Here is an 18,562-nt window from a genome sequence, read left to right on the forward strand (position 1 = left end):
GTAGCGTTTGATACAGACAATAAAAGTTACTGTTTATTTTCAACAAGAATCATTTTTTGAGAGCATAGTTATGGTTTTTTTTGCACACAACAGCTATTTATGACAGGAATTGCACGACGAAAATATTACGGGCAAGCAGAAAGTGAAATGCTCTGGATTATAAAGAGTTGATGGTGAAAATAATGTAATTTCTCTAATGAGGTATCGATCACAAAATGACGGGGAAGCTGAAAATTAAAGAGATAGCTGTGCTGACAGGGCTGTCACCGAGCACTGTGTCACGGGTGCTGGCTGGTAAAAGTAATGTCAGCCCGCAGGCCAAAGAAAAGGTATTTTACCATGCTCGTCATATGGATATTTTACGGGATATTCCCGCCAGCCGTTTACTTATTAACTCATTATTAATATGTGCCCCTGCGGAAGCGTTTACTCCTCATGGTGATCATTATTATTACGAAGTGATTCAGGGGGTTGTTTCCGCTGTCTCACATTATGATACGCATGTTAAAAAGTGTTCTCTTGATATTAATGAAGCTGATACTTCATTATTCATGAGGTCGATTAGTCAGTCGGATGTTGATGGCGTAATAATTATTGGTATTGATGATGAATCACTGTATCGCATAGCCGCGGAAAGCAATAAGCCTATCGTGACGATAAATGCCAGAGATAAGAAAATGCGTCTTGATTGTGTCTCGCCAGACCATTATTCCATTGGCTATAGCGCGGCAAACTATTTATTAGAGAAGGGGCATCGTCCCGTTCTGCTATTTACCGATTTGCGCCGTGAAACCATGATCCAGCGTCTTGACGGCTTTAAAAGAGCCTGCCTCGACCACCACCTGGTGTTTGATGAATCCGAGCATTTGCTGGTAACCAAAGGTTATGGTGAAACCGAAGCCCGCGCCAATTTCAAAAAATACCTCCAGTCGCGCACTAAAGCCGAACTCCCTTCGGCTATTTTTTGCGGCAGCGCAGCCATTGCGCGGGCCGTATTGAGTGAGCTAAAAAACCAGCATCTGCAAGTACCTGAGGATATTTCTCTGATGAGTTGCGCCTATTCCCATGAAATGGATGAAATTAAACAGCTCGGTTTATCCGCGGCCTGCCAGCCTTGCCGTGAATTGGGCAGCGAAGCGGTTTATGTTCTGCAAAGTCGTTTAATGCGTGAAGTCAGCCCGCGCTTTAATTTATTGCTTCAGGGTTCCATTCAGCCGGGGGATTCGGTGGCAGATGTGAACTGGCGGCGTCGGGAACTGTATCAAACTCATTCAATTCCATAATTCTTTTAAGGCATTAATGGGTTTTACTGATAATTCCGCCGTTTTGTCATAAATTTCTTATTATCGGTGTTTTCATGTGGCGAGCCTCCCAAGGCCTCGTTAATCTGAGAACAGTTTCATTGGTTATTGAATAAAGAAAAGAGAGTCGATATGGATGAGTCACAAGTCCGCGTTGCAATCGCGGGTGCGGGTGGTCGCATGGGGCGACAGCTGATTCAGGCAGCATTACAGATGGATGGCGTAAAACTGGGTGCAGCGCTTGAACGCACGGGGTCATCCTTAGTGGGCAGCGACGCGGGTGAATTAGCTGGCGTCGCTAAAACGGGAGTTATCGTCAGCGATAGCCTGGATGCGGTAGTGAATGATTTCGATGTCTTTATCGATTTTACTCGTCCCGAAGGCACGCTTCATCATTTGGCTTTTTGCCGCCAGCACGCTAAAGGCATGGTTATCGGCACCACCGGTTTTGATGATGCGGGCAAGCAGGCGATTACTGATGCTTCAGCAGAAGTGCCGATTGTCTTTGCGGCCAACTTCAGCGTGGGTGTGAACGTGATGCTTAAGCTTCTGGAGAAAGCCGCCAAAGTGATGGGGGATTATACCGACATTGAGATCATCGAAGCGCACCATCGCCATAAAGTGGATGCGCCATCAGGCACCGCATTGGCAATGGGCGAAGCCATTGCTCATGCGATGGACAAAGATTTGAAAGATTGCGCGGTTTACTCCCGTGAAGGGTACACCGGCGAGCGCGTTCCAGGCACTATTGGTTTTGCGACGGTGCGTGCGGGCGACATTATTGGTGAACATACGGCGATGTTTGCGGACATCGGCGAGCGTATTGAGATCAGCCATAAAGCATCAAGTCGCATGACTTTTGCAAACGGTGCAGTCAAATCTGCATTGTGGCTGAGTTCGATGAAAAGTGGACTTTACGATATGCGAGATGTGCTTGATCTCAATAGTTTGTAATCGTTATTACCCATCGTGATGTGGTTATTGCAATCATAACTGTTTGATTGATAGGGCAATGTTTTATTGCCCTTTTTATTTGTTGTGTTTTATCCGTGTTTTTTATGCTTTTTAATCGTAACCATCATAAGTTTTACTTTTCCTGCTAATAATCGTTGTTCTATGTCTAATTTTGACCATTTGGTCCACTTTTCATGCCGCCATGCCCAGCTTTCCTGCTCATCCTGGTCCGCAACCGATTACGCACTATAAGTTAGTTGTTGATTTCATCGGTCAATTCCTCTTTTATCCATTAGATTGGTAAAAAACACATAAAAAGTTGCGCTTATGGTAGACTTTTACCCGGCCTCTCACTAGAATGCCGCCGTTTGTCAAAAATCCAAATGACAGGCTGTTTTGCATTGATTCCTGAATTCATTTTGAATTAATATGCAAATAAATTGACTGTTTATTCCCTGGAGGGCGTTTTGATTAAGTCAGCAATATTGGTTCTGGAAGACGGAACCCAATTCCACGGTCGGGCCATTGGGGCATCGGGTTCGGCCATTGGGGAAGTCGTTTTCAACACCTCTTTGACCGGTTATCAAGAAATCCTCACTGATCCTTCCTACTCCCGCCAGATTGTCACTCTTACTTATCCTCATATCGGAAATGTCGGCACCAATGCTGCTGATGAAGAATCCTCCCAGGTACATGCGCAAGGCCTCGTCATCCGTGACCTACCACTGATTGCCAGCAACTATCGCAATACCGAAGACCTTTCTTCTTATCTCAAGCGCCATAACATTGTGGCCATCGCCGATATCGATACCCGTAAGCTGACACGTATTCTGCGTGAGAAAGGTGCACAGAACGGCTGCATTATTGCCGGTGATAACCTTGATGCCGCACTGGCGCTGGAAAAAGCAAAAGCTTTCCCTGGCCTCAACGGTATGGATCTCGCGAAAGAAGTCACCACGAAGGAAGCTTACGCCTGGCAGCAGGGGAGCTGGACACTTGAAGGCGAGTTGCCTGAAGCGGCTAAAGAAGAAGATTTACCGTTCCATGTCGTCGCCTACGATTACGGTGTGAAACGCAACATTCTGCGTATGTTGGTTGACCGCGGTTGCCGCCTGACGGTGGTTCCGGCGCAAACATCAGCTGAAGATGTGTTGAAGATGAATCCAGACGGCATCTTCTTATCTAACGGCCCTGGTGACCCGGCGCCGTGCGACTACGCCATCAGCGCCATTAAATCCTTCCTGGAAACAGACGTGCCGGTATTCGGTATCTGCCTGGGCCACCAGTTGCTGGCTCTGGCGAGCGGCGCGAAAACCGTGAAGATGAAGTTTGGTCACCACGGTGGCAACCACCCGGTTAAAGATTTGGATCGCGATTGCGTGATGATTACTGCTCAGAACCATGGTTTCGCCGTAGAGGAATCAACACTTCCGGCGAACCTGCGCGTGACTCATAAGTCACTGTTCGATGGCACGCTGCAAGGCATTCATCGTACAGATAAAGCAGCATTCAGCTTCCAGGGGCACCCAGAAGCAAGCCCTGGCCCGCACGATGCGGCGCCGCTGTTTGACCACTTTATCGAATTGATTAAGCACTACCGTTCTACCGCCACTCTTAATAGCAAGTAAGTATCAGGAGCTAAGAAAATGCCAAAACGTACAGATATAAAAAGCATCCTGATCCTCGGCGCAGGCCCGATTGTTATCGGCCAGGCGTGTGAGTTCGACTACTCCGGTGCCCAGGCGTGTAAAGCGCTGCGTGAAGAGGGTTACCGCGTCATTCTGGTGAACTCCAACCCGGCAACGATTATGACCGACCCGGAAATGGCCGATGCAACTTACATCGAGCCGATTCACTGGGAAGTGGTTCGCAAAATCATTGAGAAAGAGCGCCCGGACGCGGTTCTGCCAACCATGGGCGGCCAGACTGCACTGAACTGTGCGCTGGAGCTGGAGCGTGAAGGCGTGCTGGCAGAATTCGGTGTCACCATGATTGGTGCAACCGCAGACGCCATTGATAAAGCTGAAGACCGCCGCCGTTTCGACGTGGCGATGAAAAAAATCGGCCTTGATACTGCGCGCTCTGGCATTGCTCACAATATGGAAGAAGCGTTGGCGGTTGCGGCGGACGTCGGTTATCCGTGCATCATCCGCCCTTCATTCACCATGGGCGGCACCGGCGGCGGTATTGCATACAACCGTGAAGAATTCGAAGAAATTTGCGAGCGTGGCCTGGATCTTTCGCCAACCAAAGAGCTGCTGATTGATGAATCGCTGATTGGCTGGAAAGAGTACGAGATGGAAGTTGTGCGTGATAAAAACGACAACTGCATTATCGTCTGCTCTATCGAAAACCTTGACCCGATGGGTATTCACACCGGTGACTCCATCACCGTTGCGCCAGCGCAAACGCTGACCGACAAAGAGTACCAAATCATGCGTAACGCCTCGATGGCGGTGCTGCGTGAAATCGGCGTGGAAACTGGCGGTTCTAACGTGCAGTTCTCGGTTAACCCGAAAACTGGCCGTCTGATTGTTATCGAGATGAACCCGCGTGTGTCGCGCTCTTCTGCGCTGGCTTCTAAAGCAACCGGCTTCCCGATTGCCAAAGTCGCGGCAAAACTGGCGGTGGGTTACACGCTTGATGAGCTGATGAACGATATCACCGGTGGTAAAACGCCAGCCTCGTTCGAACCGTCTATCGACTACGTTGTGACTAAAATTCCTCGCTTTAACTTCGAGAAATTCGTCGGCGCTAACGACCGCCTGACCACGCAGATGAAATCTGTCGGTGAAGTGATGGCGATTGGCCGCACCCAACAGGAATCACTGCAAAAAGCCCTGCGCGGCCTGGAAGTGGGCGCGACCGGTTTTGACCCGAAAGTGAATCTGGATGACCCGGAAGCGCTGACCAAAATCCGCCGCGAGCTGAAAGACGCTGGCGCTGAGCGTATCTGGTACGTTGCTGATGCCTTCCGTGCGGGCCTCTCCGTTGATGGCGTGTTCAACCTGACCAACATTGACCGCTGGTTCCTGGTACAGATTGAAGAGCTGGTTCGCCTGGAAGAAAAAGTAGAAGAGATCGGCATTACCGGTCTGACTCATGACTTCCTGCGCTTCCTGAAACGCAAAGGCTTTGCCGATGCGCGCCTGGCGAAACTGGCTGGCGTTCGCGAATCAGAAATCCGCAAACTGCGTGAGCAATACAACTTACACCCGGTTTATAAGCGTGTTGATACCTGTGCGGCAGAGTTCTCTACCGACACGGCGTACATGTACTCTACTTATGAAGACGAGTGTGAAGCTAACCCGAACAACGACCGTGACAAAATCATGGTGTTGGGTGGCGGCCCGAACCGTATCGGCCAGGGTATCGAGTTTGACTACTGCTGCGTCCACGCATCCCTTGCGCTGCGTGAAGATGGTTACGAAACCATCATGGTTAACTGCAACCCAGAAACCGTTTCAACCGACTACGACACGTCCGACCGCCTGTACTTCGAACCAGTAACCCTGGAAGACGTGCTGGAAATCGTGCGCGTTGAGAAACCAAAAGGCGTCATCGTGCAGTACGGTGGCCAGACTCCGCTGAAACTGGCTCGTGAACTGGAAGCCGCTGGCGTACCGATTATCGGCACCAGCCCGGATGCCATCGACCGTGCAGAAGACCGTGAGCGTTTCCAGCACGCCGTTGACCGCCTGAAGCTGAAACAGCCTGCCAACGCCACCGTCACCGCTATCGAAATGGCGGTCGAGAAAGCGGCCCATATTGGTTACCCGCTGGTTGTGCGTCCATCCTACGTTCTGGGTGGCCGCGCGATGGAAATCGTCTATGACGAAGTGGATTTACGTCGTTACTTCCAGACTGCGGTTAGCGTTTCAAACGACGCGCCAGTGCTGCTCGACCGCTTCCTTGACGATGCGGTAGAAGTGGATGTTGATGCCATCTGCGACGGTGAAACCGTACTGATTGGCGGTATTATGGAGCACATCGAACAAGCTGGTGTTCACTCCGGTGACTCCGCATGTTCTCTGCCAGCTTACACGCTGAGCCAGGAAATCCAGGACGTGATGCGCCAACAGGTGCAGAAACTGGCTTTCGAGCTGCAAGTTCGCGGTTTGATGAACGTGCAGTTTGCGGTGAAAGACAACGAAGTCTACCTGATTGAAGTGAACCCGCGTGCTGCGCGTACCGTACCGTTTGTCTCTAAAGCGACCGGCATGGCACTGGCGAAAGTGGCGGCGCGTGTGATGGTTGGGCAAACTCTGGTGCAACAGGGCATGACCAAAGAAATCATCCCACCGTATTACTCGGTGAAAGAAGTGGTTCTGCCATTCAACAAGTTCCCGGGCGTTGACCCACTGTTAGGGCCAGAAATGCGCTCCACCGGTGAAGTCATGGGCGTGGGTCGTACCTTCGCAGAAGCGTTCGCCAAAGCGATGCTGGGCAGCCAGTCTACGATGCGTAAACCAGGCCGCGCGCTACTTTCTGTTCGTGAAGGCGACAAAAAGCGTGTGGTTGACCTGGCAGCAAAACTGCTGAAACAGGGCTTTGAACTGGATGCAACTCATGGCACCGCTGTGGTGTTAGGCGAAGCTGGCATTAACCCGCGTCTGGTGAACAAGGTGCATGAAGGCCGTCCGCACATTCAGGACCGTATCAAGAATGGCGAATACACCTACATCATCAACACCACCGCAGGCCGCCAGGCGATTGAGGATTCCAAACTCATCCGCCGCAGCGCACTGCAATATAAAGTGCATTACGACACCACGCTGAACGGCGGCTTTGCTACGGCGATGGCGTTGAACTCTGACGCGACAGAGAAAGTGATTTCAGTTCAGGAAATGCACGCGCAGATTAAAGGCTAATTTCTTTAACTGATAAAAAATAAACGGCTCCTCATTGCAGGGGCCGTTTGTCGTTTAAGAGTGTTCTGGTTCTGAAAGCGAAGCGCATGCCGCTGACTATAATTACCCTGCTAATGAAAATTGAACGCAGGGAGAAAATAATGCTCAATAAATCAATCATCACTCCAATTCTTGCCGCTATTGCGCTGATGTCTGTTGCGGGTTGTTCTTCCAACCAATCGGTGAAAACTGCTGACGGGAAAACTATTGTCACCGATGGCAAGCCGCAAGTGGATGATGATACCGGACTGGTGTCATACAAAAATGCGGAAACCGGAAAAACAGAACAGATTAACCGTGACCAGGTTAAATCAATGGGCGAACTGGATAACTAATTCAGACTTATCCACTTAACCCGTCAAGAATATTGACTATTAGCCTGTTGAATTACTGACTACACTCTTTCGTTAAAAGAGAGCAGTAAAACAACAGGCTTATTCATGATCTTAATTATTTATGCACATCCTTACCCGCATCACTCCCACGCCAATCGAAAAATGCTCGAACAGGCTTCACTACTACCTGATGTGGAAGTGCGCTCTCTTTATGAGTTATACCCAGATTTCAACATCGATATTGCCGCTGAACAAGAAGCGCTAAGCCGCGCTGATTTGGTTATCTGGCAACATCCGATGCAGTGGTATAGCACGCCGCCTTTGATGAAATTGTGGATTGATAAAGTGCTGGCTCATGGCTGGGCGTATGGCCACGGCGGCAAGGCGCTGCGCGGTAAACCCGTGATGTGGGCTGTTACCACTGGTGGTGGCGATAACCATTTCGAACTCGGCGACCATCCTGGTTTTGCTGTTCTCGGCCAACCATTGCAAGCTACGGCGCTGTATTGCGGCATGAACTGGCTGCCGCATTTCACTATCCATTTCACGTTTGTCTGTGACGAAAATACCCTCGAGGTACAAGCCGAAATGTACAAGCAACGTTTGCTCGACTGGCAGGAGGCAAATCATGGATAGCCACAGCATGATCCAGGCGCTGATTTACCTCGGTTCAGCGGCGATCATAGTACCGATTGCGGTGCGTCTTGGCCTGGGGTCAGTGTTGGGCTACCTAATCGCAGGCTGCATTATCGGGCCGTGGGGATTGCGACTGGTGACGGACGCCGAAACTATTCTTCACTTTGCGGAGATCGGCGTGGTCTTGATGCTATTCGTCATCGGACTGGAACTGGACCCACAACGTTTGTGGACGCTGCGTGCGTCAGTATTTGGCGGCGGTGCGCTGCAAATGGTGGCGTGTGGATTGCTGCTCGGCTTGTTCTGTATGTTCTTAGGGTTGCGCTGGCAAGTGGCGGTGTTAATCGGTCTGACTCTGGCGCTTTCTTCTACCGCAATCGCCATGCAGGCGATGAATGAGCGAAACCTGACCGTTTCACAAATGGGGCGCAGTGCCTTTGCGGTGCTGTTATTCCAGGACATTGCAGCAATTCCGCTGGTGGCGATGATTCCCTTATTAGCCAGCAGTAGCGCAACCACGACCTTTGCCGCCTTTTCTATTTCGGCTCTGAAAGTGGTTGGCGCTTTGACCATTGTTGTTTTGCTTGGGCGTTACGTCACACGCCCGGTTCTGCGGTTTGTGGCGCGTTCAGGCCTGCGCGAAGTGTTCAGTGCCATGGCGTTGTTTATGGTGTTCGGCTTTGGCCTATTGCTTGAAGAAGCCGGGCTTTCAATGGCGATGGGGGCATTTCTGGCGGGCGTGTTACTGGCAAGCTCTGAATATCGTCATGCGCTGGAAAGTGATATTGAACCGTTTAAAGGCTTGTTGCTCGGGCTGTTCTTTATTGGCGTGGGCATGTCGATAGACTTCGGCACTTTGCTGGAGAGCCCTTTGCGGATTATCGTTCTGTTACTCGGTTTCCTGGCGATAAAAATCATCACGCTATGGATCGTAGCAAAACCGCTTAACGTGCCGCGTAAACAACGGCGCTGGTTTGCCGTCCTGTTAGGGCAGGGCAGTGAATTCGCATTCGTCATTTTTGGTACTGCGAGAATGGCTGAGGTACTGGACGACAGTTGGGCAAAATCGCTTACGCTTGCTGTCGCGCTATCGATGGCGGCCACGCCATTGTTGCTGGTGCTGCTCAACCGCCTGGAAAAATCAGGCCCAGAGCAGGCGCAAGAAGCGGATGAAATCGATGAGGAACAGCCGCGTGTGATCATCGCAGGTTTTGGTCGTTTTGGGCAAATCGCCGGGCGTTTGTTACTGACCAGCGGCGTGAAAATGGTGGTTCTCGATCACGACCCAGATCATATCGAAACGCTGAGAAAGTTTGGCACTAAAGTGTTTTATGGCGATGCGACGCGCGTGGATTTGCTGGAGTCCGCGGGTGCTGCAAAAGCGGAAGTGCTGATCAATGCCATCGACGATCCGGATGCAAATATGCAGTTAGCAGAACTTGTACAAGAGCATTTCCCGCATCTGAAAGTGATTGCGCGCGCACGTGACCTCGACCATTTCATTCGCCTGCGACAGTTGGGGGTTGACCAACCTGAGCGTGAGACTTTTGAAGGTGCGTTGAAAGTGGGGCGTAGGGCGCTCGAAGGGCTGGGTGTAGGGAGTTATGAGGCACGTGAACGAGCCGACCATTTCCGCCGCTTCAATGCGCAGATGGTGGAAGAAATGGTGCCTGCACCTGACTGGTCAGCACGCGCCGATGTTCTCAAACGCACCAGCGCCATGTTGGCCGATGTGATTAACGAAGACCGTGCGCATCTCAATGTGATTCAGCGCCATGGTTGGCAGGGTACTGAGGAGGGGATTCATTCGGGGAAACTGGCTGATGAACCGCCTGTTAAGCCCGAGTAGCTAAAGGCTGTGTCGGATGACGCTAACGCTTATCCGACCTACGCAAACCGTTTTAGGGTGGATTAGCGTTAGCGACATCCACCGATTTTTTGCGGTAAGAAATCAGCTCAAGGCGACTTTTATTCCCAGAGCTATCAACATCCCGCCCAGCAATTTATCAACAATTTTCTGCGCTTTGGCAAGTCCACGACGCACCGGCTCGCTTTGAATCAGCACCACTAATAACGGCCACCAGACGACGGACAGCATCAGGATGACGCCTGCGTACCACAGTTTTTCCATGGTGCCTGAATGGATGCTCAAAACCTGGGTGAAAACAGAGAGGAAGAACAAAGTTGCTTTCGGGTTCAACAGGTTGCACAGATAGCCTTGTAAAAAGGCTTTTGTTAGCGCGGTTTGCTGGCGTTCAATATTACTGACATCCATTTTGCCGCCGCCGCGTGCTAACAGTGCCTGTACGCCAATCCAAATTAGATATGCAGCACCGGCATATTTCAGCAAGCCGAACAACCACGGAGTGGTGGTAATCACTACCGCTAACCCGGCAACACAATAAGTCATGTGCGTTGCCACTCCGCTGATAACTCCCAGCGAGGTCATCATTGCTGCCGAGCGTGAATAGCGAGCGGCGTTCTTAATAACCAGGAAGAAATCAGGCCCAGGGGAGAGCATCCCCAAAGTGGCAATAGTGGCGACAAAAAGCGTGGTTTCCAGCATGGCAATGTCCGGTAAAGATACGATCAATAATCGTGAACTATACCGCAGCTAGAGCATAGACTTATAGTCTGTGGCAGGCCACAGTTAAGAATTTTTTACGTTACTTTGGGCGCTTTTACGCTAACTCATTGTTCCTGTTATATCAGGAAGCATTACGTGACAGGTTTACAGTCGCAGAACGAAAAAATTCTTACGCAGAAGCTTGTGGATAGTCGACGAAAGATTGCGCTTTCCGTATAGTGGCGGCAATTTTTTTCACCACCCGTGGGTTAATAGAATGATCAGTCTGATTGCTGCATTAGCGGTAGATCGTGTAATTGGCATGGAAAACGCCATGCCCTGGGACATCCCTGCCGATCTGGCATGGTTTAAACGTAATACACTGAATAAACCTGTCGTTATGGGGCGTTTGACCTGGGAATCTATCGGTCGTCCGCTTCCAGGGCGCAAGAATATCGTCATTAGCAGCAAGCCAGGCACCGATGACCGCGTTGAGTGGGTTTCGTCCGTAGAGGACGCTATTAAAGCCTGTGGCGATGCGGAAGAAATTATGGTGATTGGCGGTGGGCGTGTTTACGAACAGTTCCTGCCAAAAGCACAGCGTCTGTATCTGACGCACATTGACGCAGAAGTGGAAGGTGACACGCATTTCCCGGATTACGACCCGGACGAGTGGCAGTCAACGTTCAGCGAATTCCATGATGCGGACGAGAATAACTCGCACGGCTACTGTTTCGAGGTTCTGGAACGTCGATAAGACGGGCTGGAAAAGAAAAAAACCGGTTAATGACCGGGTTTTTTCTTATGAAGCGATAGCCGTTTCACCATCGCCCACATCTTTCTGGCGATTGGAGGGCTGAACGAAATAGGTTTTGTCTTCCCAGCGTAAGCAAGTTAGATCGCCACCCCAGCAGCAGCCGGTATCAAGCCCGTATATGCCCTCTGGCGTGCCTTTGCCTTCCAGCGATGCCCAGTGCCCGAAGATAACGGAATATTCAGCAGTCACAGGCCCAGGGATCGCAAACCACGGCTTCAGCGGAGCGGGCGCGCTTTCAGGCGTGTCTTTGCAGTACATATCCAGTTGCCCGTTCGGGAAGCAATAACGCATACGGGTCAGTGAATTGGTAATAAACCGCAGGCGCGCTAATCCTGAAAGTTCTGGTGACCAGTTGTTAGGCATATCGCCATACATCGCATCGAGGAATAACGGATAGCTGTCACTCGATAACACGGCTTCGACATCACGTGCACAGGCCATTGCGGTGTTCAAATCCCACTGCGGAGTGACCCCAGCATGAGCCATTACCAGTTTTTTCTCTTCATCAACCTGAAGCAGCGGCTGGCGGCGTAGCCAGTTAAGCAATTCGTCAGCATCAGGTGCTTCCAGCAGCTGGGACACGCGATCTTTGGGCTTATTGCGGCTGATGCCTGCATAAACGGCCAGCAGATGTAGGTCATGGTTACCGAGAACCAGACGCACGCTGTTACCCAGTCCACGCACAAAACGCAGGACTTCAAGTGAACCCGGCCCACGCGCGACAAGATCGCCCGTAAGCCATAAAGTATCTTCACCAGGCTTAAAATCAACCTGTTGCAGTAGAGCGACCAGTTCATCGTAACAGCCGTGAACATCGCCAATCAGGTATGTAGACATTGGATTAGTGAATGAAGGCTGGAATAGCCAAACGGAATACGGGAATAGCGACGCGGAAGGCATCGCCCTGAGAGTCGACCATTTCGTAATGGCCTTGCATGGTGCCAAGCGGTGTTTCAAGTACCGCACCGCTTGTATAGCTGTATTCGTTGCCCGGTTCAATATGCGGCTGGACGCCAATCACACCCTCGCCCTGAACTTCAGTTTCATGACCGTTACCATTGGTGATAAGCCAGTAACGGCCAAGTAATTGCACCGGTGTTCGCCCCAGGTTACGGATGGTTACGGTATAAGCAAAGACGAAACGTTCGTGCTCCACAGAGGACTGTGATTCGATATAGACGCTTTGTACCTGAATGCATACGCGGGGCGAATTTAACATCGTTAACTCTCCTTCGGCTGCTGCTGTGGGTGCTCAGCCAAATAGTTTGCCAGTTTGCAATATTGAGCAACTGAGATGTTCTCAGCGCGCAGAGTTGCGTCGATTCCCAGCTCCGCCATCACCTCTGGGCTAAACAGATGGCCAAGGCTGTTACGAATCGTTTTGCGACGCTTATTAAAGGCTTCAGTAGTGATGCGGCTTAATACGCGCAGCTCTTTTACTGGGTTCGGTATTGTTGCATGTGGTACCAGGCGCACGACGGCAGAATCCACTTTTGGTGCCGGTGTGAAGGCGGTTGGTGGCACTTCAAGCACTGGAATCACATTGCAATAATACTGCGCCATCACTGATAAACGACCATACGCTTTACAGTTAGGGCCAGCAACTAAACGGTTTACCACTTCTTTTTGCAGCATGAAGTGCATATCAGCAATGGCATCAGTATAGCTAAAGAGATGGAACATCAATGGCGTGGAGATGTTATACGGCAGGTTGCCAAATACGCGCAACGGCTTACCGATTTTTTGCGACAGCTCTCCAAAATCCATGGTCATGGCATCTTGCTGATAAATTGTCAGCTTTGGTGCCAGGAAAGGATGCGTTTGCAGGCGAGCGGCAAGATCGCGGTCCAGCTCGATGACGGTCATTTCATCCAGGCGTTCACCCACAGGCTCGGTTAATGCGCCGAGGCCGGGGCCGATCTCAACCATTGCCTGGCCTTTGAGTGGATTAATTGCAGAGACAATACTGTCGATAACGAACTGGTCATTAAGGAAGTTTTGTCCAAAACGTTTACGGGCTAAATGGCCCTGGTGGACACGAGTATTCATTGAGTATTAACAATCATTTTGATGGCGAGATTAAGCGCCGTAATAAAACTGCCGACCTCGGCTTTCCCCTGACCCGCTAGTTCTAGCGCGGTTCCATGGTCAACCGAAGTGCGGATAAAAGGTAAGCCTAGCGTGATATTGACTGCGCGGCCAAAGCCCTGGTACTTAAGGACTGGCAAGCCTTGATCGTGGTACATCGCCAGAACTGCATCGGCATTATCGAGATACTTAGGCTGAAACAGGGTATCTGCCGGTAGTGGGCCAGAAAGATTCATCCCTTGAGCGCGCATTTCATTCAGTACTGGAATGATGGTGTCAATTTCTTCGGTACCCATGTGACCACCTTCCCCGGCATGGGGGTTGAGGCCACAAACCAGCACGTGCGGCTGTGCGATACCAAACTTGGTTTGCAGGTCATGATACAGGATGGTGATTATCTGGCGTAATAAATCTGGCGTTATTGCATCACTAATGGCTTTTAGCGGCAGATGTGTTGTCGCCAGAGCCACACGTAGCTCTTCGGTCGCCAGCATCATCACCACTTTTTCACTGTGCGATCGCTCTTCGAAAAATTCGGTATGCCCGATAAACGGAATGCCAGCATCGTTGATGATGCCTTTGTGCACCGGCCCGGTAATCAGTGCCGCAAATTCGCCGTTAATGCAGCCGTCACAGGCACGAGCCAACATCTCTACCACGTACTCACTGTTTCTCACATCCAACTGCCCAGGGATGACTGGAGCGCGTAATTCGATGGGGAGCACGGTCAGGGTTCCGGCAACATGCGGAGTTGCAGGTGTGCCTGGTTGGTAAGTTTTGAGTTGTAGAGGAAGGCCGAGGAGGGCTGCACGTTCCTGAAGGAGTTCAGGTGCGGCAACCGCAACCAGCTCAACAGGCCAGTCACGGTTTGCCAGTGCGATAATCAGGTCAGGACCAATCCCGGCGGGTTCGCCGGGAGTGATGACCACACGATGGATGTTAGCCATTGTCGCCTATAATTTTTACGTAAGCAGAAGCCCGTTGTTCCTGCATCCAGGTTTGTGCTTCTTCAGAGAACTTACGGTTGAACAACATACGATATGCACGATCTTTCTGTGCTGCATCAGTCTTATCAACGTTGCGTGTATCCATAAGCTGAATCAAATGCCAACCAAATGATGAGTGAACAGGTTCGCTCGTTTGGCCTTTGTTCAGTTTCATCAAGGCATCACGGAACGCCGGATCATAAATGTCTGCTGAAGCCCAACCTAAATCCCCACCCTGGTTAGCAGAGCCTGGATCGTCGGAGAACTCTTTTGCCGCTTTTTCGAAAGTGGTTTTGCCACTCTTAATATCAGCTGCAATCTGGTTCAGCTTAGCTCGCGCCTGGTCATCATTCATGATTGGCGACGACTTCAGCAAAATATGTCGGGCGTGAACTTCGGTAACAGAAATGCTCTTGCTTTGACCACGCAGGTCGTTCACTTTCAGAATGTGGAAACCTACACCTGAACGAATCGGGCCGATGATATCGCCTTTTTTCGCAGTGCTTAACGCCTGTGCGAAAATAGATGGCAGCTCCTGGATTCGTCCCCAACCCATTTGACCGCCTTTCAGGGCTTGCTGGTCAGCAGAGTAGGTGATAGCCAGTTTGCCGAAATCACCACCGCTTTGCGCTTGTGAAACGATGTCACGCGCTTGTTTTTCCGCATCATCTACTTGAGTAGAGGTTGGGTTTTCCGGTAATGGAATCAGGATGTGGCTGAGGTTCAGCTCAGTGCTGCTGTCGTTCTGGCTACCCACTTGCTGTGCAAGAGCATCGACTTCTTGCGGCAGGATGGATACACGACGACGGACTTCGTTATTACGCACTTCCGAAATCGTCATCTCTTTACGGATTTGAGCACGGTAAGTGTTGTAATTAATGCCGTCATAGGCCAGACGGCTACGCATCTGATCCATGCTCATCTTGTTTTGAGCTGCGATATCAGCGATCGCCTTATCAAGCTGTTCATCTGTCACTTTGACGCCCATTTTCTGGCCCATTTGTAACAGAATTTGGTCCATGATCAGACGTTCAATAATTTGATGACGCAGCGTGTTGTCGTCAGGAAGTTGCTGCCCGGCTTGTTGGGCACCTGTCTTCACTGACTGCATCATTCCGTTAACGTCACTTTCCAGCACAACACCGTTGTTCACTACGGCTGCAACTTTGTCGACCACTTGCGGGGCCGCGAAAGAGGTATTCGCCACCAGGACGACACCGAGAAGCAGCGTTCTCAAATTCTTCATACTTTTTCCATTTACTTAGCCGCAAAGCGGATTACGTTTTACTAGTCAAAGTGAATTACATCGAGCTTTGATACGGCAGAATGTTTGAACGCAACATCTGCTGTGTGCCCAGGCCATAGTTAGAACTCAAGCCACGTAACTCGATGTTAAAGCCAATTACATTATCGTATTTGCTTTCGTCGTTTTCCCAGCCATTAATTTTACGCTCGTAACCCAAGCGAATGGCATAACAGCAAGAGTTGTACTGCACCGCCAGCATGGAGTCTGCGGTTTGTTGTGCTTTGGTGTCGTAGTAATAAGCCCCAACGACAGACCAACGATCAACAACTGGCCAACTTGCTGTCATCCCAACCTGCGAGATGCCGTTCTTGTATTGTGGCGCATTAACATCAATATTTGAGATTGTTGCACCAATATATTCCGGGCTTGCGTAACGGTAATTAAATTGAACCAGACGATCGTTGTCTTTGCGATATTCGATAACGCCGTTGCCGGTCGCTATGTTATCCAGACGCGTATCGTACTGTAGACCGCCACGTACACCCCAACGATCGGTCATACGCCAGTAAGTATCACCAGCCCATACAACAGAACCAGTTTCGTCACCTTTTTCACTGTTGATCGTCTCGTCACCGGTACGAGACGGAGTGAAGTAGTAGATTTGACCCACAGAAACGTTAAAACGTTCAACTGCGGCATCATCATAAATACGGGTGGTAATACCGGTTGTGACCTGATTGGCGGAGGCGATACGGTCAAGCCCACCATAGCTACGGTCACGGAATAAGCCGTTGTAGTCAGACTGCAGCAGAGATGAGTCGTAGTTATTGATATTGCTCTGATCGCGATACGGCACATACAAATATTGTACACGCGGCTCCAGCGTTTGTTCCCAGCCCAGGGCTGAGTCCATGGCGCGGTCGAAAATCAGCTTACCATCCATTTTGAACTGCGGCAGAACACGGTTAACAGTCTCATCCAGTTGATTATCAGCGTGAGCAGCGTTGTAGGAATCCAGATTGGTCTGCTGATAGTGCGTTGCCATCACTTTGGCTTCAGTATTCAGACTTGCCCAGCCGTTAGACACTGGCAGACTAATGACTGGCTCAATATGCAGACGAGTCGCTTCGGGCTGGCTGTCATTTACGTTAGTAAAATGAACGGCCTGACCGTAAATACGCGTATCAAATGGCCCAACATCATTTTGGTAGTAGTTCATATCCAGCTGCGGTTGTGCACTGTAAGAGCTAGTGCCGCTATTCAACTGGGAACCAAAGACCTGAAACTGTTTTGTTGACAGCGTTGCATCAAAGTTTTCAACGGCATAACCGACACTGAATTTCTGCGTTGCGTAACCGTCGGTGCTGGAACCGTATTGCGAACTAAAGTCGGTGAAGTAGGTTGGATCGCTGACTTTGGTGTAGTCAACATTAAAACGCCACACCTGATCTACCACCCCACCGTGGTTCCAGTAGAACAACCAGCGTCGCTCGTCCTGGTCTGGGTTAGCAGCCGTGTTGTCTTTATATTCTTTATCAGAAAGCATGTAATCGAATTCAATGATACCTGCCCCAGCTTTGGTCAGATAACGGAATTCGTTCTGCCACTGCATGCCACGCTCTTCCATATAGTGCGGAGTAATGGTGGCATCAAAGTTGGGTGCAATGTTCCAGTAATACGGCAGAGTGAACTCAAGACCGCTATTGCTACTGTATTTCGCATTTGGGAGCAGGAAACCGGAACGGCGTTTATCACCGATTGGCAACTGTAAATATGGGCTGTAAAATATCGGAACCGGACCCACCTTAAAGCGGGCGTTCCAGATTTCCGCGACTTCTTCTTCGCGGTCCTGAATCACTTCGCTACCTACCACGCTCCAGGTATTAGAACCTGGCAAACAGGAAGTAAAGGTGCCATTTTCCAGAATGGTGTAGCGATTATTACCGCGCTGCTTCATCAGGTCGGCAGTACCACGACCCTGGCGGTCTACCATTTGATAGTCGCCTTCCCAGACATTGGTATCTTTGGTATTCAGGTTTGACCAGGCTTTTGGCCCTTTAAGAATGACCTGATTATCGTCGTAGTAGACGTTGCCAACGGCATCAACAGTACGAACGGGGTCAGGTTGACCCTCAACTTGTTTCTGATGCAGTAGAACTTCGTCAGATTGCAGGCGGCTATTGCCTTGCTGTATATCCACATTGCCACTAAATACCGCATCGTCAGGATAATTTCCTTTTGCGTGATCGGCATTTATAGTGACAGGCAGGTTGTTGGTGTCCCCTTCAACCAAAGGGCGGTTGTAACTTGGGACGCCAAGCATACATTGCGACGCGAGATCGGCCGCCATGCCTTGTTGACTATACAGCGCTGCGCCAATCAAGGTGGCCAGCAAGGTGGGAATACGTTTTTTCATACGTGTTATTCGTTGTTCCGTCATCAATGGCTTATACCCATCATCATTCAAGATGCAGAGGCGTTGGCGGCACTTAGTTATTTGACTCATCATGAGCCTCACCCTTTTGGGGCCGCTCTAAGCAGCGTCCAAATCTGCTCTGAACAGATTTGGTGGTTCCTGTCATTGGGTTAACTTAATGACGGGATATTTTCTCAATTGCCGCTTTGCTTCATATTGAATGCTATAGGGTATAGCGTCGGCAAACGGTCAGAGACTAACTTACTCATCACTACAGCGCTAGTGTTAATCCTGCCCGCTCAATAGT

General features: G+C 50.3%; 15 protein-coding genes. 8 read left to right on the forward strand and 7 right to left on the reverse strand.

The window, feature by feature from the left end:
- The first annotated feature begins 215 nt into the window (after window positions 1-215).
- The 7 genes from MNO13_RS03410 (at window position 216) to kefC (ending at window position 9,985) form a co-directional block, all read left to right on the forward strand.
- Window positions 216-1,283 (forward strand): LacI family DNA-binding transcriptional regulator, encoded by a 1,068-nt coding sequence (locus MNO13_RS03410; protein WP_064543457.1) that lies wholly within the window; start codon window positions 216-218, stop codon window positions 1,281-1,283.
- A 150-nt stretch (window positions 1,284-1,433) separates the two neighbouring features.
- Window positions 1,434-2,255 (forward strand): 4-hydroxy-tetrahydrodipicolinate reductase, encoded by an 822-nt coding sequence (dapB, locus tag MNO13_RS03415; protein ID WP_121814891.1) that lies wholly within the window; start codon window positions 1,434-1,436, stop codon window positions 2,253-2,255.
- Window positions 2,256-2,722: 467 nt separating this feature from the next.
- Window positions 2,723-3,883, forward strand: a complete 1,161-nt coding sequence (gene carA / locus MNO13_RS03420; protein ID WP_064543461.1) for a glutamine-hydrolyzing carbamoyl-phosphate synthase small subunit — start codon at window positions 2,723-2,725, stop codon at window positions 3,881-3,883.
- Between the two features lie 18 nt (window positions 3,884-3,901).
- Window positions 3,902-7,126, forward strand: coding sequence for a carbamoyl-phosphate synthase large subunit (gene carB, locus MNO13_RS03425; protein WP_064543464.1), 3,225 nt, complete (start codon window positions 3,902-3,904; stop codon window positions 7,124-7,126).
- 140 nt (window positions 7,127-7,266) lie between these two features.
- On the forward strand, window positions 7,267-7,500 hold the full coding sequence (locus MNO13_RS03430) for a YgdI/YgdR family lipoprotein (RefSeq protein ID WP_064543466.1): 234 nt from the start codon (window positions 7,267-7,269) through the stop codon (window positions 7,498-7,500).
- A 105-nt stretch (window positions 7,501-7,605) separates the two neighbouring features.
- The gene (kefF, locus tag MNO13_RS03435) at window positions 7,606-8,136 is read left to right on the forward strand and encodes a glutathione-regulated potassium-efflux system oxidoreductase KefF (RefSeq protein WP_121814892.1); all 531 of its coding nucleotides are present in this window, start codon (window positions 7,606-7,608) and stop codon (window positions 8,134-8,136) included.
- Window positions 8,129-9,985: a glutathione-regulated potassium-efflux system protein KefC gene (gene kefC, locus MNO13_RS03440; RefSeq protein ID WP_064543470.1), complete on the forward strand. Its 1,857-nt coding sequence runs from the start codon at window positions 8,129-8,131 to the stop codon at window positions 9,983-9,985. The genes kefF and kefC overlap by 8 nt, the downstream gene beginning before the upstream one ends.
- 102 nt (window positions 9,986-10,087) lie before the next feature.
- On the opposite strand, the gene MNO13_RS03445 is transcribed toward kefC, so the two are convergent.
- Window positions 10,088-10,702 carry a LysE family translocator gene (locus MNO13_RS03445; protein WP_241939532.1) on the reverse strand — a complete coding sequence of 205 codons (615 nt, stop codon included), beginning with the start codon at window positions 10,700-10,702 and terminating at the stop codon, window positions 10,088-10,090.
- Window positions 10,703-10,979: 277 nt separating this feature from the next.
- Here MNO13_RS03445 and folA point away from each other — a divergent pair, with 277 nt between their 5' ends.
- Window positions 10,980-11,459 carry a type 3 dihydrofolate reductase gene (folA, locus tag MNO13_RS03450; RefSeq protein WP_064543474.1) on the forward strand — a complete coding sequence of 160 codons (480 nt, stop codon included), beginning with the start codon at window positions 10,980-10,982 and terminating at the stop codon, window positions 11,457-11,459.
- Window positions 11,460-11,504: 45 nt separating this feature from the next.
- On the opposite strand, the gene apaH is transcribed toward folA, so the two are convergent.
- Genes apaH through lptD form a run of 6 tightly spaced genes read right to left on the reverse strand, consistent with a single transcriptional unit; the run spans window position 11,505 to window position 18,255 of the window.
- Entirely contained in the window at window positions 11,505-12,356 is an 852-nt protein-coding gene (apaH, locus tag MNO13_RS03455) for a bis(5'-nucleosyl)-tetraphosphatase (symmetrical) ApaH (protein WP_064543476.1), read from the reverse strand.
- A 4-nt stretch (window positions 12,357-12,360) separates the two neighbouring features.
- Window positions 12,361-12,738 carry a Co2+/Mg2+ efflux protein ApaG gene (gene apaG / locus MNO13_RS03460; RefSeq protein WP_064543478.1) on the reverse strand — a complete coding sequence of 126 codons (378 nt, stop codon included), beginning with the start codon at window positions 12,736-12,738 and terminating at the stop codon, window positions 12,361-12,363.
- Between the two features lie 2 nt (window positions 12,739-12,740).
- Window positions 12,741-13,568: a 16S rRNA (adenine(1518)-N(6)/adenine(1519)-N(6))-dimethyltransferase RsmA gene (gene rsmA, locus MNO13_RS03465; RefSeq protein ID WP_064543479.1), complete on the reverse strand. Its 828-nt coding sequence runs from the start codon at window positions 13,566-13,568 to the stop codon at window positions 12,741-12,743.
- Window positions 13,565-14,554, reverse strand: a complete 990-nt coding sequence (pdxA, locus tag MNO13_RS03470; protein WP_064543481.1) for a 4-hydroxythreonine-4-phosphate dehydrogenase PdxA — start codon at window positions 14,552-14,554, stop codon at window positions 13,565-13,567. Before pdxA ends, rsmA begins: the two co-directional genes overlap by 4 nt.
- Window positions 14,547-15,839: a peptidylprolyl isomerase SurA gene (gene surA, locus MNO13_RS03475; RefSeq protein ID WP_064543483.1), complete on the reverse strand. Its 1,293-nt coding sequence runs from the start codon at window positions 15,837-15,839 to the stop codon at window positions 14,547-14,549. Before surA ends, pdxA begins: the two co-directional genes overlap by 8 nt.
- Before the next feature lie 55 nt (window positions 15,840-15,894).
- Window positions 15,895-18,255 carry an LPS assembly protein LptD gene (gene lptD, locus MNO13_RS03480; RefSeq protein ID WP_064543485.1) on the reverse strand — a complete coding sequence of 787 codons (2,361 nt, stop codon included), beginning with the start codon at window positions 18,253-18,255 and terminating at the stop codon, window positions 15,895-15,897.
- Window positions 18,256-18,562: the final 307 nt, after the last annotated feature.

The organism is Buttiauxella ferragutiae, from assembly GCF_022637515.1.
Classification (GTDB): Bacteria; Pseudomonadota; Gammaproteobacteria; order Enterobacterales; family Enterobacteriaceae; genus Buttiauxella; species Buttiauxella ferragutiae.

Bases quoted from the DNA above. Each gene is read 5' to 3' on its own strand.
- MNO13_RS03410 (WP_064543457.1), top strand. From the start codon at position 216: ATGACGGGGAAGCTGAAAATTAAAGAGATAGCTGTGCTGACAGGGCTG.
- dapB (WP_121814891.1), top strand. From the start codon at position 1,434: ATGGATGAGTCACAAGTCCGCGTTGCAATCGCGGGTGCGGGTGGTCGC.
- carB (WP_064543464.1), top strand. From the start codon at position 3,902: ATGCCAAAACGTACAGATATAAAAAGCATCCTGATCCTCGGCGCAGGC.
- MNO13_RS03430 (WP_064543466.1), top strand. From the start codon at position 7,267: ATGCTCAATAAATCAATCATCACTCCAATTCTTGCCGCTATTGCGCTG.
- kefF (WP_121814892.1), top strand. From the start codon at position 7,606: ATGATCTTAATTATTTATGCACATCCTTACCCGCATCACTCCCACGCC.
- kefC (WP_064543470.1), top strand. From the start codon at position 8,129: ATGGATAGCCACAGCATGATCCAGGCGCTGATTTACCTCGGTTCAGCG.
- MNO13_RS03445 (WP_241939532.1), bottom strand. From the start codon at position 10,702: ATGCTGGAAACCACGCTTTTTGTCGCCACTATTGCCACTTTGGGGATG.
- folA (WP_064543474.1), top strand. From the start codon at position 10,980: ATGATCAGTCTGATTGCTGCATTAGCGGTAGATCGTGTAATTGGCATG.
- apaH (WP_064543476.1), bottom strand. From the start codon at position 12,356: ATGTCTACATACCTGATTGGCGATGTTCACGGCTGTTACGATGAACTG.
- apaG (WP_064543478.1), bottom strand. From the start codon at position 12,738: ATGTTAAATTCGCCCCGCGTATGCATTCAGGTACAAAGCGTCTATATC.
- rsmA (WP_064543479.1), bottom strand. From the start codon at position 13,568: ATGAATACTCGTGTCCACCAGGGCCATTTAGCCCGTAAACGTTTTGGA.
- pdxA (WP_064543481.1), bottom strand. From the start codon at position 14,554: ATGGCTAACATCCATCGTGTGGTCATCACTCCCGGCGAACCCGCCGGG.
- surA (WP_064543483.1), bottom strand. From the start codon at position 15,839: ATGAAGAATTTGAGAACGCTGCTTCTCGGTGTCGTCCTGGTGGCGAAT.
- lptD (WP_064543485.1), bottom strand. From the start codon at position 18,255: ATGAAAAAACGTATTCCCACCTTGCTGGCCACCTTGATTGGCGCAGCG.